The organism is Nostoc sp. C117, from assembly GCF_043099735.1.
Taxonomy (GTDB): domain Bacteria; phylum Cyanobacteriota; class Cyanobacteriia; order Cyanobacteriales; family Nostocaceae; genus Nostoc.
Genome location: NZ_CP170991.1, coordinates 7,748,303 through 7,763,819, shown reverse-complemented (window position 1 = coordinate 7,763,819; position 15,517 = coordinate 7,748,303). Strand labels below are relative to the sequence as shown.

Sequence of the window (15,517 nt, the reverse complement as noted above, 5' to 3'; positions counted from 1 at the left end):
CTAAGTTTCCTTGGCGAACTACTAGATATGTTCTTTTCACTTCATATTCGTAGTTCGCCAAATGCTTTAGTACTGTTATTAAATATGTACTCTTGACATATTCAGTATACACAAAGCTCAATTTGGCTATCTTTAAGCTGAGAAATTTACAAAGATTCAAGACTAATTTATTTGCGGTCTACATTAACAAATGCTCTCACAGAACCGTTGTTATTTGTGTAATCTTGATCCCAGTGTACTAATTTGAGTGTACCTGGGTTTAAAACTGTCAATTTTAAATGGGTTCCTACAGCAAAATAAGTCTTGCCATCGTCGAGAGTACCGACCAAAGTACCGGATTGAAAGATAAAATTTTTGCCTGCGAATCCGGCGCCCCACTTGGTTTTATTGTCCTCACCTAAACCGTTAGCATTTAGATCCCACGCTCTACCATCCGAGATTACACTCCACAAATCTTTGGGATGAACATCAATTGTTAATACATCTTCTGGCTTTAATTCAATATGTGTATTTAAGTGAGTCTCTGTATCCGCTTTACCAAACAAACTATGTACTCTTGAATGAACATCAAAATGGTTCCCATATAACGCTATATTGTTGTCAATGGTGGCGTCATGGTTAAATGCTTTTCGGACTTCGATATTCGCTACTATCGCTCCATCATTTGTGTTGTGGTCTCCACCCCAAAAAACCAATTTCAGTCTACCCGATCTTAAAACTGTCAATTCCAAATGGGTTCCTATAGGAAAATAGGTGGTGCCATTGTCCACAGTACCAATTAGACTGCCAAAAGGAAATTGAAAGTCAGCACTTTGCGCTATTCCTCTTGCTGTTCCTGCTGGTTCTTGATAGATACCATCATTGGTTTGTGTTGCGAAAGATATACCGTTAGCATTCACCCATGATTTTGAAGAAAATCCGTATGCACTCCATTTCTCTTGGGTGTCAACATCAACTATTAGTAAGTCCCCATAATCTAAGTCAATTTTTGTATCAAAAAATGTGCTTTCGGTTGAGGAGTTTACTTTTGCCTCAATTTTAAATGGCGTTTTTGGTACTATTCCCATCGTTTTCTCCTGTGGTTTAATTTACTTCGTTGTTGCAGACATGCTAAAAAGCTGCTATTAACCAGCATTTAGCTTTCTCTAAACAGGACATTATCAGGTTTTTAGCGACAATGCAAGGATAATTAAGATATTTAATAAAATATTTTAGATAGTTAAGATAGTTGAGTTTTTCGACATTTAACTTGCAAAACTTTGTCAAGTTTATTACTGCTTGTAGTCACATAGTTAGTGAATAAATATTCATTAAAAAAAAATCCCAATTAAAAACCCCTGTTATTCGCAGGGGTTTTAGTTTTATAAATTTTATTGTGACGAAAAATTAATTAGTAAACTTTGACATATAGGAATCCGATTTGATGACTGAACTTACTTGGTAGTGAGGGAACAGGGAACAGATCTGTACTCAATACATTTAGGTTAGGGCTTTTTGGTGAAAATTCTCAATCACAAAGACACAATTTATCGCGTTTCTTGGCTTAACTAAACCGTATTTGATGTGTACTTAGTTTTCTCACAAATCAAATCGGAGTCTTATATGATTCCTAGATATATACTTAGTTAGATAACTCATTGCTATTCCCCAATGATTTCAGCTGCAACTCCACTGCACTTAGGTAATATTGATCGTTTAAAACTTCTACTGGTAACTTGTTCGCTTTAACAGCAGCCTGAACTACATCTTTTGCACTCACCTTTCCTATTTGGTATTCATATAACAAAGTGCCCATACTAGGAATACCCTGTTTTTTCAAATAACCTTGATAAGCGAGAAAGACAATATTGAAGGGTTGGACATAACTGCCATTATTATTATTGGCTGTTTCTGCGCCAGCAATTGCAGGTATAAACGCAATAGAAGCAACGATAAGTACAGAATTTATCAAGTTTATGATTTTCATAATTTTATCCTCATTAGAAAGTTTTTTGTATACACCGAAGCATTTAGAGCAATCTCAGATAGTTTGTGAACACAAAATTATGCAAACGAATCTTCCACTCCTACCAATAAGTAAGCTAGGCTTAGCATCTCGTAGAGAAATACGCAAAGTATACGAAGAAAGAAAGCATAGAATATGTTCACAGACAATTTAGGATTGCTGTATCTAGCTGAAAATTTTAATAGTTGTCAAGCCCCATCATGTAATATGCAATAAAAGCTGTATCAAAGGTTTTGAGGCAATTGATATTTGGAGACTGGCAAGGTAAATTTTTAAAATCGACGGCTGTATTTATTGATGAATTACTGTTGTTATTATTCTTTGTAACAATCCTAAAGAATTTAGGCATAAAATTAATTCCCAGAACAATATTTTCAGAATTTATCAAGTTGATAATTCTAATTAGGCTAGTTTCAGATCTGGATTTTCTACCTGAAATTATCAGCTAAAATTCAACTTGATTAGGGGGGATAAACTCCCTACATCAATATGCTAGAAAATCTACAATATAAAAGCAAATAGTTTTACTTTTGAAATTAATCAATAAAAGTGATTACTGAAATTTAGATGTGTTAAACCCATTCTCTAACTTTTGTGAGAGGGCTAATTTTTGGCAGCGTTCATAATAAGTAGTTATACTCTCTATGGATATTAAATATATGAAAACGCCTAGCATCTTTTAGCTGACTAGGATTCTTGTCTACTACATCTGTTTTATGTAGCGGTATGTTCAGGTTTTTTGGTTGCTCAGGAAAGCCCTATTCTAACGCCTACTCCTACTGAGACACTCACTCCTGAACTGCTTATTTTTTCAATGCCAGAGTCAAGCCATCTGCGATCGCAATTAAACTAAGACTTACTCGTCGATCTTGATGTAGCTTCTGATTAAAGGCTCGAATTCTTTTAGTTCTATTATCTTGCACTTGCGAGTCTGCAACTCTACCTGACCAAAGGACATTATCGATCGCAATCAACCCACCCGATCGCACTAATTGCAGCGATCGCTCATAATAGGCATCATAGTTGCTCTTATCTGCATCTATGAAAGCAAAATCGAAAGTTTCTGCTTCTCCTGTTGCCAGTAGGCGATCTAAAGTCTGCAAGGCTGGGGCAATATGCAACTGAATTTTATTGGCTACTCCTGCTTGCTGCCAATAACGCTGGGCGATGGATGTAAATTCCTCACTGATATCACAAGCTATCACCTTCCCGTCACTCGGCAACGCCAATGCCACCACCAAGGAACTATAGCCTGTAAATACCCCAATTTCCAACGTTTTCTTAGCTCCTAGTAACTGCACCAGCAACGCTAAAAACTGCCCCTGTTCGGGAGCAATCTGCATTCTACCTACTGGATGCTGCGCTGTTTCTTGCCTCAGTTGGGTTAATATTTCCGCTTCGCGCAGAGAAACTGACAGTAAATAGTCATATAAATTTTGTTCGAGTCCTAGTGTTTGAGTTGTCATAAGATTGGGGCATTGGGCAAAACAGTTCTGAGTTCCGTTAGCGGTAAGGGGTGTTTAGCCTGTTTCTGAGTAAAGAAGTGAAATTCCCCACTCTTAACTCAGCACTCCTGCCTATAGTGTGTAGAGATATTGCATACCAAGTCTTTGCTTGAGTTCCTAGCCAAAACCCTTCTAGAATTAGAACTATTGTAGGGAAATTTTATTACTAAACTAGCTTTTATTCTGGGAGGTAGGATGAGCCGTCCAATAATTCTTGGTATTGTAGGCGACAGCGCTGCTGGTAAAACAACACTAACGCGGGGAATTGCTCAGGTACTCGGCCCAGAAAATGTCACGCTTATTTGTACAGACGATTATCACCGTTACGATCGTCAACAACGTGCAGAAATTGGCATAACTGCCCTCCACCCTGACTGCAACTACTTAGATATTATGCAGCAACACCTGTCGCTATTACGCACAGGACAGCCAATTCTCAAGCCAGTTTATAGCCACAAAACAGGCACATTCGAGCCACCGCAATATATCAAGCCGAATAAATTCGTGATTATTGAGGGATTACTCGGTTATTCTACCCGCGCCGCCCGGGATTCTTACGACGTGAAAGTTTATCTTGCGCCTCCTGAAGAACTACGCGCCAAGTGGAAAGTCAAACGAGACACCCAAAAACGGGGCTACAGTGCTGAACAGGTAATGGCGGAACTAGAAAAGCGCGAACCAGATTCAGCAGAATATATCCGTCCCCAGCGACAATGGTCTGATATTGTGATTAGTTTCTATCCTCCCACCGAGGAAGAAGATGAAAGCAATGGACATCTAAATGTGCGTCTGGTGCTGCGTCCAACAATACCTCACCCAGATTTCACCACAATTACCAACTCTAGCGGTAATTCTGATTCAGCTATTCGCCTGGGACTAGACAGGGATATGAGTAAACCTGTAGATGTCTTAGAAGTTGATGGTCATGCTACTTTAGAACAAGTGAATAAGCTAGAGCATATTATTTGTTCGGATATGCCTCATTTAAGAAGTATTTGCGATCGCGAAAGCAATCCAGAATTAGGTAAAATAGCTGGTACAACTGGGGAAACGCTACAAAGTTACCCTCTCGCTCTTACCCAGTTAATAATTACCTACCATATGCTCAAAGCAACGCAAATGTATCTATAAAATATAACGGTTTGGAGTTGCTAGCGATCGCGTATAGTGTTGAACTGTTGAATTATGCGATCGCACTAACAGCTAACTACTCAAATTCTAAATATAGATCGTGATTATGACTTGACTGGGGCTTGCAAAAGTTCAATGTCTCTAATCTGAAGAATGCCACTACTCTCGAATTGCACACTGATTTGAACTTTGGTATCATCTGCTTCTTTTTTAAAATGTGCGCGCACTTCGTACAGCTGAAAATCTTCCGTTGCTGAAACTCCTGTAGACCATGAGGTTGTCGTCATTGCGCCCCACTGTCCTGGTCTACGTAAACCTAAACTCACTTTAATTGCTTTTTCGGTGTTTAAAGCTTTGGCATAAAATTGACAAGCGATAACACACTCTTGAGAGTTTGGTTCTGATACTTCAAACAAGATAACATTTCGTAAAGGATCTACAGTAGTTATTAAGCGTTGATCGTTATCGTCATAAGCTTCAATTTGCCAGCTTTCTCCTACAGTTGCAATGCCTCCCCTTGTTACCGTGGAATCGGTAGGTGTGAATCTACGAGTTAGCATAAATGGCTCTGCGGGTTCGGGAACGGCGAAGCGTTTTTCCACCTCTTTAGCAGCTTCCTGAATTTTAGAGCCAATAAAACTTGTTAAATTATTGAATAGATCGTCGAACATAGCGTAGTTTACCGGCGTAGGCATAGCCCTAAATCATATTATTTGTAGTATTCCCTTTAAAATTTGCAAATGAGATTGCCCAGACAAACTTGCCAAAATTAAAGATTTTCTCAAATAAAGATGATTTGCAAAGGAAACAAGGGATAACTAAGGATAGTTCCATGTATGGTGACTATTCTCTAAGTTTGCTATGACCTATTGCCTTAGAATTGCCGACTTACCTACAAATGAGCGTCCACGTGAACGACTAATGACGCATGGTGCCAAAATTTTAGGCACAGCCGAGTTAATTGCAATTCTACTAGGCACCGGTCAAGGACCAGGCAAACTCTCGGCTGTGGGTTTAGGACAATATATCTTGAGTGAATTAAGCAAACACCAACGCGATCCTTTAGCAGTTCTGCGAGAAGTGACACCCGCAGAGTTAATGCAAATTCCTGGTGTTGGTCCAGCGAAAGCCACAAGTATCTTAGCAGCAATTGAATTAGGGAAACGTGCCTTTCAATCTCGCCCTTCAGAAGGCACACTCATTGATAGCCCACTTGCTGCTGCTGCTACCCTCAGCCAAGATTTGATGTGGCAAACAAAAGAACGTTTTGCAGTACTGCTGTTAGATGTTAAGAATCGTTTACTAGGTACGCAAGTAATTACTATTGGCACCGCCACCGAAACCCTAGCCTCTCCCCGTGAAATCTTTCGGGAAATTATTCGTCAAGGTGCAACGCGGGTAATAATTGCCCACAACCATCCTTCTGGTAACCTTGAACCCAGCCAAGAAGATATCGAATTGACGCGCCAGTTGTTAGCAGGGGCGCAGCTTTTAGCCATTCCAGTACTAGATCATCTGATTTTGGGTAATGGCAATCATCAAAGTTTACGCGAACTGACAACCTTGTGGGATGAGCATCCGCAGGGGGATTAGGGGGATGGGGAGACTTGTACTGAGTTTCGACTACGCGGAAATCGAGCGACTTGCACTGAGCGGCGTCGAAGTGAGTCGAGATTCAACTACCGCAAAGCCGAAGTCATGGGGAGATGAAGACAATGAGTCGGGGTGTAGAGGAGAGGAATTTTCACCCTACCCAATCCCCAATCCCCAATGCGCCTTTCTTTTTGAGATTTAAATTGCTCAAAAAATACCAATTTATTAGTTCACAATCATTTACAAAACATCTCTTAATTTGACATGTTTTGTTACTAAAATTCGGTTGATATAATAAGAATTATATTGCATTATTCAATTAACCACATTAGTGGGGATCGTCTATGGTTTATGATCTAAATCAGGAGCAGGATCGATCCAAAGTTCAAATTACTGACATACTCGCTGCAAGTTTTTGCTGCTGCTTGTAATTTTGCACTGAATTTATTATCACTACCATCTATTTTCAGAGATCATTTATAAAGCAAATATTAAATTTAGGTAATCCAAGGCATTCTGAATGGCGGCTTATACCGCTAAATATATGCTGTTGTATTAAACGTAGTTAAGGTCTAATTTCTTAACTGGTTGACGATTTATTATGCTGTAACACACCATTAATGGTTGTGGTTGACACTCCGTGAATCTAACCTAATAACTTAAGATTTGTTTTATAAAATACCTCCTAAAAATATGGTTCAATTTCAATGATTTTGTTATTTTGTTCTCGGCAGACTCAAGGAAATCTTTCACATCAAATAGCCTTGATATCTAGGTTTGACGAAAATTGAAATATTTGCCAGGAGATGAAAATAATGTTTGGAATTCCGTGGCATAAATTGCCCACTCCCCTTGGACTTTTAAAATTAGTTCAGTTCCGTGGAAAGTTGCGGCAAAATAACCTCCGCGATACGTCCCAACTAGCAAATAGCGACAAGCTACCTAAACCCGCTCCAAGTGACGGCGATCGCCATTTGAAAGTTCGTACAGCAGATGGCAGCTATAATGACCTTCAGCACCCAGAAATGGGTATGGCTGGAACTCGATTTGGGCGGAATGTGCCCCTAGAAGAAGCCAAATTAGATGAGAAAAACATCCTCAATCCAAATCCTCGTACTGTCAGCCGAGTGTTATTGGCAAGAGGTGAATTTCAACCCGCCACAATCTTAAATTTACTCGCTGCTTCATGGATTCAATTTCAAACCCATGATTGGTTTACTCATGGTGGCAATCAGCGCGATAACAAATTTGAGATTCCTGTAGAGCAGAATGACCCGTGGTTACCAGAACATGGAGCAATGCCGGTCAACAAAACCTTAGAAGATACAACGCGTACAGGAGATACGAAAAACCCTCCCAGTTTTATTAATCATGTTACTCACTGGTGGGATGCCTCACAAATTTATGGCAGCAGTCAAGAAACCATTGACCAAGTGCGTTCTCATGTCGATGGAAAAATGCTTATTGGCGAAGACGGCTTATTACTAACTAACCCAGAAAATGGCATTGACAAAGTAGGTTTTTCTGGTGCTTGGTGGGTAGGACTAAGCATGTTACACAACTTATTTGTCAAAGAACATAATGTTATCTGCGACCACTTAAAGCAAATATATCCTGAGTGGACAGATGATGATCTTTTCGACCATGCTCGATTAATTATTGCAGCTTTGACGGCCAAAATTCATACTGTCGAATGGACTCCTGCAATTCTTCCACATCCAGTTACAGAGATTGCTTTGAATTCTAACTGGTGGGGATTACTCGGAGAGGATTTTAAAAAGCGTTGGGGTCGTGTTGGTGAAAGTGAACTGTTAAGTGGAATTATTGGCTCACCAACTGACCACCATACAGCTCCCTATTACCTAACTCAAGAATTTGTATCTGTATATCGGATGCATCCTTTAATTCCAGATGAATTCGAGTTTCATGCAGTTAGTGATGGGAAATTATTACAGAAAAAAGAATTTCCGGAAGTGGCGGGTAAGCATACTCGTGGGATTTTAGAAGAAATTCCCATGAAAGATTTGTTTTACTCTTTTGGAACTTCTTACCCAGGAGCAGTCAGATTGCATAATTATCCCCGCTTTTTGCGACAGTTGACGGGAGAAATTATTGGAGATGATACACCAGCATTTGATTTGGCTGCTGTTGATATTTTACGGGATCGGGAAAGAGGCGTTCCTCGTTATAACCGTTTTCGTGAACTATTGGGTCGGGGTAAAGTCAATTCTTTTGAAGAGATTACAAGTAATAAACAATGGGTTAAGGAACTACGCGAAGTCTATAACAACGATATTGACAGCGTAGATTTGATGGTGGGTTTATTTGCTGAGGATCTTCCAGAGGGTTTTGGTTTTAGTGATACTGCTTTTCGTGTATTTATCCTGATGGCATCTCGAAGATTAAAAAGCGATCGCTTCTTTACCAAAGACTATACCGCTGAAGTTTACACTCAATTTGGATTGGATTGGATTGACAACAACACCTTCTTAACAATCCTGCGTCGTCATTATCCCGAACTAGCGCCAGCTTTATTTGGCGTTAGTAATGGCTTTAAACCTTGGAGAAAGGTGGATTGAACTGGGGACTGGGGAATGGGGACAGTACGTGTTTTCAAAGTCTTAGATCCCCCCAACCCCCCTTAAAAAGGTGGGCAAAAACTTATCAAAGTCCCCCTTCTTAAGGGGGATTTAGGGGGATCTAAAAAGTTAAGAGGCTAAACGAGTAATTTGAAAACACACCTTAAGGATTAGAATAATTTTTTCCCAATCCCCAGTTCGTTGAATATAGAAACGAGATTAATCGCGTCTATATTCCTAACTACTTCATACATGCAAAGGGAGGAAGATCATGCAACATTTAGAAGAAATTCAGAAATTTTGGCATAATGCTGAAGATTTGGGTTCTTTACCGGAAGATTATCAATCCTGGAAAGCTGCTCAAAAGCAAGATTTTTTATGGAATTCTAGAATTCTCAAGTCTAAATATGATGAACTTCCGCCCTTAAAAAAAATTGATATTATTGCTTTATTTTTCACTGTACTCAAAACCAAGATGGATCGTCAATCAGACGAAGCTCCGATTAATTGGAAAAAAGCAATTCATGCTCACGGAAGTGTTGCAAAAATAAAATTTATTCCAACAAATAATACTTCTTTCTCCGGTTTATTTAAGGGAGCAGACTACGGATTATTGCGATTATCTGTAACCGGAGATCCAAGCGATCGCGGTTTTGCTCCAGGTCTTGCTATCAAGTTATTTGTGGATGAAAATCATTCCGAAAATTTCTCGGCTTTAGTATCTTTAGTTGGTCAAGGTAAAAACTATAATTTCTTTGCCAATGAATTATCAAATATCGTTCCGATAGCTAAGAGTCTGGGACCAATTATCACCAATTTAATCTTTACTCGAGTTACTAAATATCCGACAAAACTCTATTTAGAAGATTTGGGAGAAATTAATCAATACGGAGAAAAAGAAAGTAAAGCTTATTATCCCGCTCAGATTTTTCTTGTTCCTAATCCAAATATCAAGTTTCCTGAAAATCCACATGATTTTAGGAATGATTTGGCGACAATTTCAGCTGGAACATCTTTATATTCTGTTTATGGTGTCAGTCAAGAAGAAGCTACAGACAAAAATGATAACCGTCAAAAAGCTAAGGTTATTGGACATATTGAAACTACATCGGAATTTGTATCATCATTTTATGGTGATAGTCAGCTATTTTTTAGACATCAACGGTTTCGCAATGGGTAGATGAAATATTTACCTCACGCAGAGACGCAGAGGAGCCAGTGCGTTGGGCGGCTCCGCCGACTTGAAGCACCTGGCGTCGCGCAGAGAAAGAAGAGGTTTAAGATATTCAATTTATTGCTTTATTTAACAGTTTGAAGAAAAATTATGAATCAAGAAGCTGAGTATGACTATGTTGTTGTTGGTTCCGGTGCTGGAGGGGGACCGGTAGCTGCGAATTTAGCAAAAGCAGGTTACAAAGTTTTGTTATTAGAAGCAGGTGGCGATCCGTTACGCGATGAAAATGGCCAAGATAGAGAACGCTACACTTATTCAGTACCCGCTTTTCATGCACGGGCGACAGAAGATGACGATCTGAGATGGGATTTTTTTGTTAAACACTATTCCAATGAAGAGCAACAGAGTCGTGATTCTAAGTTTAGCCCAGAGTATAAGGGTATTCTGTATCCGCGAGCGGGGACATTAGGGGGATGCACTGCTCATAATGCGATGATTACTGTATATCCTCACAATAGTGACTGGGACAAAATTGCGGAAATTACAGGAGATGCTTCTTGGAACAGCGATAATATGCGGAAGTATTTTGAAAGGTTAGAACGCTGCAATTATCTCGATCGCCCTATTGACCCTAATGATAATACTTCTCGGCACGGCTTTGATGGTTGGCTAACAACCAATTTAGCAGATCCGAAGTTAGTTGTGCGCGATCGCCAACTCCTAAAAGTTATTCTTAAATCTGCGATTGAAGCTTTAGCAGAACAGGGTAAAAGTCTACCCCAAGTTATTAAAGTAGTTTTTAAGAGTTTTTTAGGGAATATCTTAGCTTTTCTCAAACTCCGACAAAAAGATCCTCTGGAGTTCTTAGACACACTTTTAGACCCCAATGACTGGAGAATTACCAAAGCCAGTGGTGAGGGTGTCTTCTCTGTACCACTCGCTATCAAGGACGGTAAACGCACTGGTACAAGAGAACATATTCGGGAAACTGAACGCCAATTTCCCGACAGATTGATTGTGAAAACTCATGCATTAGTCACCAAAGTTTTGTTTGATGAAAAAAATACTGCGATCGGTGTAGAGTATCTTGAAGGTAAACATATATATCGTGCAGATCCGCAAGCAGATAAGATAGAAAATAACTCCCAAGATAGACATACAGTTTTTGTCAAAAGAGAAATTATCTTGTCTGGAGGTACTTTTAATACTCCTCAAATACTCAAGCTATCTGGAATTGGGCCAAAAGAAGAATTAACTAATTTAGGTATACAAGTCCGCGTGGATCTTCCGGGAGTTGGTAAGAATTTACAGGATCGTTACGAAGTGGGTGTGGTCAGTGAAATGACTGAAAAATTTAGCATCCTGGATAATTGTACATTCACTGAACCGCAACCCGAACAGAAAATTACCGATACCTGTTTATTAGAATGGAATGCTTCCAAATCAGGTGTATATGTAACGAATGGAGCCGTGTTAGGAATTATCAAGAAATCCCATAAAGAGAGAAAAGAACCTGACTTATTTATTTTTGGACTACCAGCTTTTTTCAAAGGTTACTTTCTTAAATACTCTGAAGATATTGGTAAGTATAAAGACCTTTTTACCTGGGCGATACTCAAGGCTCATACCAATAACACAGCCGGTTCAGTAACACTGAAAACAACCGATCCTAGAGATGTTCCAGAAATTAATTTTAAATACTTCAATGAAGGTAATGATGTCAATGAAGAGGACTTACTATCTATTGTTGAGGGAGTAGAATTTGTCAGACGATTGACAAAACGTAGTGAGTTGTTCACAAAAGCTGAAATGCTACCAGGAAACAGTATAGATGAGCGAGATGAAATTAAGAAGTTCATCAAGGACGAAGCTTGGGGACACCATGCTTGTGGGACTTGTAAAATTGGACGCAAAGATGACAAAATGGCAGTTTTAGATAGTGAATTCCGAGTATATGGAACACAGAATTTACGCGTGGTAGATGCATCTGTGTTTCCTTTTATTCCTGGATTCTTTATTGTGACGCCCATATATATGATTAGTGAAAAAGCCAGTGATGTGATTTTGCAACATGCTGCGAATAAATCATCTTAAGCATCCTCACCAAGTAGGCATAATTAAAACCCTAATTCTTAGTCAGCGATTCATCGCTTAAAAGAAAGATTAAGTAAGTCGGCGCAATTATTGGTTTGTAGTTGTGCTTTAGCGCTAAAGCGCAACTACGAGCCAAATACAGAGATTTTCCTTTTCGTTACATAGTTTGGTTTTTTCTCGCCGACTTACTTATCAGGACTAAAGTCCTTACTACAAACTTGAATTTATTTACACCTAGCTACTAAATTCCCATTAATAAAGCACAATCAGGAATTGAGATATGGAAGGCAAATTACCACATTTTGAGATTGGTTTAGTTATGGCTGGTGCTGTCTCAGCCGGTGCATATACTTCTGGTGTAATTGACTTTATTTTTGAAGCTTTAGATCAATGGTATGAGCAAAAAGCAAAGCAGCAAGAGCAGTATGGTGATGATTTTTCACAATGGGAAATTCCACCTCATGATATTTTCATTAAGGCTATGTCTGGAGCCTCAGCAGGTGCAATTGTTGCTGCTATTACCGCATCCTCATTGTCTAGCGATATCATCCCTGTAATTAGCAATCCGTTAAACAATCCAGTCAAGAATAAGCTTTATGAAAGTTGGGTACAAAGAATAGATATTTCTGAACTTTTGAAGGCTGAGGATTTAGACAATCCAAAAGCCCCGGTTTTGTCATTTCTTGATTCTACTATTTTGGATGAACTTGGGAAAGATGTTCTGAACATAAAATCTACAGGTAAAAAACGGCCTTACATCGACGATCCATTTGAAATTTATGTGTGTGTTACCAATTTGCGGGGCGTTCCTTATCTAATTACGTCTGAAGCAGCCAACTCCAGTGTCAAAGGACTTACTATGGTTAAACATGCAGATTTCATGCATTTTGCCATTGGGGAAAAAAGTGGTGAAATTGAAGATGCGATCGCTCTTTCACCAGATAAAAGCGACATTGATAACTGGAAAATACTGATTAACTCAGCATTAGCCAGCAGTGCCTTTCCAGTGGGGTTTCCTCCTCGTCAACTTGAGCGAGCTAGTATTGATGAATACGAAAAACGAAAGTGGGCTGTACCAACTCGTAACCCAATGGAAACAGGTACATGTTTAGAGTATCGCTCTATCAGTCCTGACAAAGATTTAGTGACTCCAGGTTCCTATCAGTTTATGACAGTTGATGGCGGCATAATTAGCAATGAACCAATAGAACTTGTTCGCTTGGGATTGCGAGGTCACGAAGAGCGAAATCCACGGGATGGAGACCAAGCAAACCGAGCTACTTTATTAATAGATCCATTTCCCAATGATGTAGATGCAGTTAACCCAGAGAGTAATTTAGTCAACTTAGTATCGCGGATATTTACAAGTTTTATCAATCAAAATAGATTCAAACCCGATGAGTTAATTCTCGCTTTGGATGAAGATGTTTACAGTCGCTTTTTAATTGCGCCTGAACGAAGCGACGAGCAAGGCAGAAAACCTCTCGCCTGTGGTAGCCTCAATGCTTTTGGTGGTTTCCTATCTCAAGAATTTCGTCATCACGATTATGTACTTGGTCGTCGCAATTGTCAAAGATTTCTGGAAAAATATTTTGTTTTACCAGCTTCTAATCCCCTATTTAATTCCTGGTCTGAAGCCCTCAAAATAAATCCACAATTGCAGGTTGAAAAAGAGGGGAAAAAAGAAACATTTTTACCAATTATTCCTCTTGTTGGTTCAGTAAAAAAAGAAATTAAATTACCCAATTGGCCTAAATATCAAACAGAAAACTTTAAATCTCTCGAAAAACAAATTGAGGAGCGAGTCAAGATTGTTATTCCTCGTCTGATTAATCAATCTATAAGCGATCCTTTTACCCGTACTGCTCTCAATGTTCTCTGGTTTTTTAAGCGTGGAAGTTTAGCTAAAAAGATACGAGATATCATTCACGACAACTTAGAAAAATATGGTCAGCTATAGGACTAAATGCTGTATGAGTATGGATATTGTTGGTTGTTTTGAGCGGCAACTTGCATCGGGAGCCAAAACTTGAGTCAGCTAATGAAAGATGGCTTTTAGGCTGATATCAGTTAAGTATCAAAATTGTCTTTTACTACACAGGGTCATCGCAGTCGCTACTACGGTCAAGTTAAGCCAGAACCTTGTATTTAATGCCACGCGCATACCTGGGAACATTTAATGGAGAACGCTTTGCCTAAAGCTGAGGAGCATTACACAAAATGGAAAATCGATTAAAGTGGGTTTCTTCAACTGGAGGTCCTCTCGTCCTCATTCATACGCAATATCTAAACAAATGGTTCGGAGTCTATTCGTTTACCACTGAAGAAAACAAAATAGAAATTTATTTGGAGGGAGGCGGTTTGGTACTAGAAGAAGATTTTCTCAATCCCCAGAAGACTCACTATGGAAAAGCTTGTGAATATCCTAATCTTTGCGGAATAATAGATTTTGATGACAAGCAAGTAATCGTACTAGGCGATGAACCAGCTACTACAGCTTGGTTCCCCTACCCCGATGAAGAAGGAGGAATTTTTCTAAGATGGATTTTTGCTCCTGATGAAGAATCAATGCTGAAAAGTTTGAATGGCATACCAAATAAGGGATGGGAGAAAAATGGAATATTTAATGCAAAGTCATCTAGTTTTAAATTAATAGATTCTTCTTGTCCAGGGATAGACGTAGAAGAGAATGAATCACTAGCTATTACATTAAATCCAGGAAATTATGACTTGGCAACTCTTGAGTATCAACCTGATGTATCTACGCATTTAAGGTTACACAAACTCGAAAAACACCGTCGTGGGTAAAGTAATCTGTCCACACAACAGAAAAATGATTTGCTACATAATACGATTTTGTCAGATGCAATTTAAGGGGTAAACATCCCCACATGAAAGCATAGCTATTTCTTTGGAGATTTTTTCAAGTTGCCCGGCTTCAGTCTTGAGGTTGAAGTTTGCTGACCAAGTTTCAATCTCATCTAATTGTACTAACTCTATCTGAAGCGTTATATGCCCCAATTTATCTGAAGTACAAGACAATACAAAGTCGCCTTCGATAGAACTCCAAGTCTTTTTACCTTCCCAACCTTTCCATGCTCTAGCTATCTCTTTGAAGAAATTAACTAAAGACTGAAAATCAGAATAATCATTCTCGGTATAAAGCCAGATGTCCTTAGATGCATTCAAAGCGGGACTTGAAAGCATGAGTGTGAAGTAATCATTCCTAAAATTAAAGAACTCTAGTTTTGCACCTGTATCTGTTGATTTAATGCTAAATTTCCTAGACATATCTTTACTTGAATAGAATAAACTATTAATGATTATTAAATGCCGAGAGCGATTTCATTCTATTCTCCAAGAGTGGCGTATTACTACGGTTTATCAATAATTGAATGATTAGGGTTTTGTTCTAAGTTTAACATCTTTAGAACCT

12 protein-coding genes are annotated in these 15,517 nt (G+C 39.0%); 7 read left to right on the top strand and 5 right to left on the bottom strand.

Annotation, left to right across the window (positions count from 1 at the left end):
- Positions 1–167: 167 nt before the first annotated feature.
- From ACFG4S_RS33185 to ACFG4S_RS33175, 3 genes are all read right to left on the bottom strand, one after another.
- Entirely contained in the window at positions 168–1,067 is a 900-nt protein-coding gene (locus tag ACFG4S_RS33185) for a hypothetical protein (protein WP_392533086.1), read from the bottom strand.
- Positions 1,068–1,621: 554 nt separating this feature from the next.
- Entirely contained in the window at positions 1,622–1,966 is a 345-nt protein-coding gene (locus ACFG4S_RS33180; RefSeq protein ID WP_392533085.1) for a hypothetical protein, read from the bottom strand.
- A gap of 842 nt (positions 1,967–2,808) precedes the next feature.
- The gene (locus ACFG4S_RS33175) at positions 2,809–3,471 is read right to left on the bottom strand and encodes a class I SAM-dependent methyltransferase (RefSeq protein ID WP_392533084.1); all 663 of its coding nucleotides are present in this window, start codon (positions 3,469–3,471) and stop codon (positions 2,809–2,811) included.
- Between the two features lie 234 nt (positions 3,472–3,705).
- Here ACFG4S_RS33175 and ACFG4S_RS33170 point away from each other — a divergent pair, with 234 nt between their 5' ends.
- Positions 3,706–4,641 (top strand): phosphoribulokinase, encoded by a 936-nt coding sequence (locus ACFG4S_RS33170; RefSeq protein WP_392533083.1) that lies wholly within the window; start codon positions 3,706–3,708, stop codon positions 4,639–4,641.
- Between the two features lie 104 nt (positions 4,642–4,745).
- On the opposite strand, the gene ACFG4S_RS33165 is transcribed toward ACFG4S_RS33170, so the two are convergent.
- Positions 4,746–5,336: a hypothetical protein gene (locus tag ACFG4S_RS33165; RefSeq protein ID WP_392533082.1), complete on the bottom strand. Its 591-nt coding sequence runs from the start codon at positions 5,334–5,336 to the stop codon at positions 4,746–4,748.
- 166 nt (positions 5,337–5,502) lie between these two features.
- On the opposite strand from ACFG4S_RS33165, the gene radC reads away from it, so the two are divergent.
- From radC to ACFG4S_RS33135, 6 genes are all read left to right on the top strand, one after another.
- Complete coding sequence (radC, locus tag ACFG4S_RS33160; protein WP_392533081.1) at positions 5,503–6,234, top strand: DNA repair protein RadC; 732 nt, start codon at positions 5,503–5,505, stop codon at positions 6,232–6,234.
- Between the two features lie 815 nt (positions 6,235–7,049).
- On the top strand, positions 7,050–8,813 hold the full coding sequence (locus ACFG4S_RS33155) for a peroxidase family protein (RefSeq protein WP_392533080.1): 1,764 nt from the start codon (positions 7,050–7,052) through the stop codon (positions 8,811–8,813).
- 271 nt (positions 8,814–9,084) lie between these two features.
- Positions 9,085–9,993, top strand: a complete 909-nt coding sequence (locus ACFG4S_RS33150) for a hypothetical protein (RefSeq protein ID WP_392533079.1) — start codon at positions 9,085–9,087, stop codon at positions 9,991–9,993.
- Between the two features lie 144 nt (positions 9,994–10,137).
- Complete coding sequence (locus tag ACFG4S_RS33145; RefSeq protein ID WP_392533078.1) at positions 10,138–12,081, top strand: GMC family oxidoreductase; 1,944 nt, start codon at positions 10,138–10,140, stop codon at positions 12,079–12,081.
- Between the two features lie 280 nt (positions 12,082–12,361).
- Entirely contained in the window at positions 12,362–14,041 is a 1,680-nt protein-coding gene (locus tag ACFG4S_RS33140) for a patatin-like phospholipase family protein (protein WP_392533077.1), read from the top strand.
- A gap of 260 nt (positions 14,042–14,301) precedes the next feature.
- Positions 14,302–14,889 carry an Imm21 family immunity protein gene (locus ACFG4S_RS33135; protein WP_392533076.1) on the top strand — a complete coding sequence of 196 codons (588 nt, stop codon included), beginning with the start codon at positions 14,302–14,304 and terminating at the stop codon, positions 14,887–14,889.
- Positions 14,890–14,940: 51 nt separating this feature from the next.
- Here the strand turns inward: ACFG4S_RS33135 and ACFG4S_RS33130 are convergent, their stop codons facing one another.
- Positions 14,941–15,372: a DUF6228 family protein gene (locus ACFG4S_RS33130; protein WP_392533075.1), complete on the bottom strand. Its 432-nt coding sequence runs from the start codon at positions 15,370–15,372 to the stop codon at positions 14,941–14,943.
- Between the last annotated feature and the right edge of the window lie 145 nt (positions 15,373–15,517).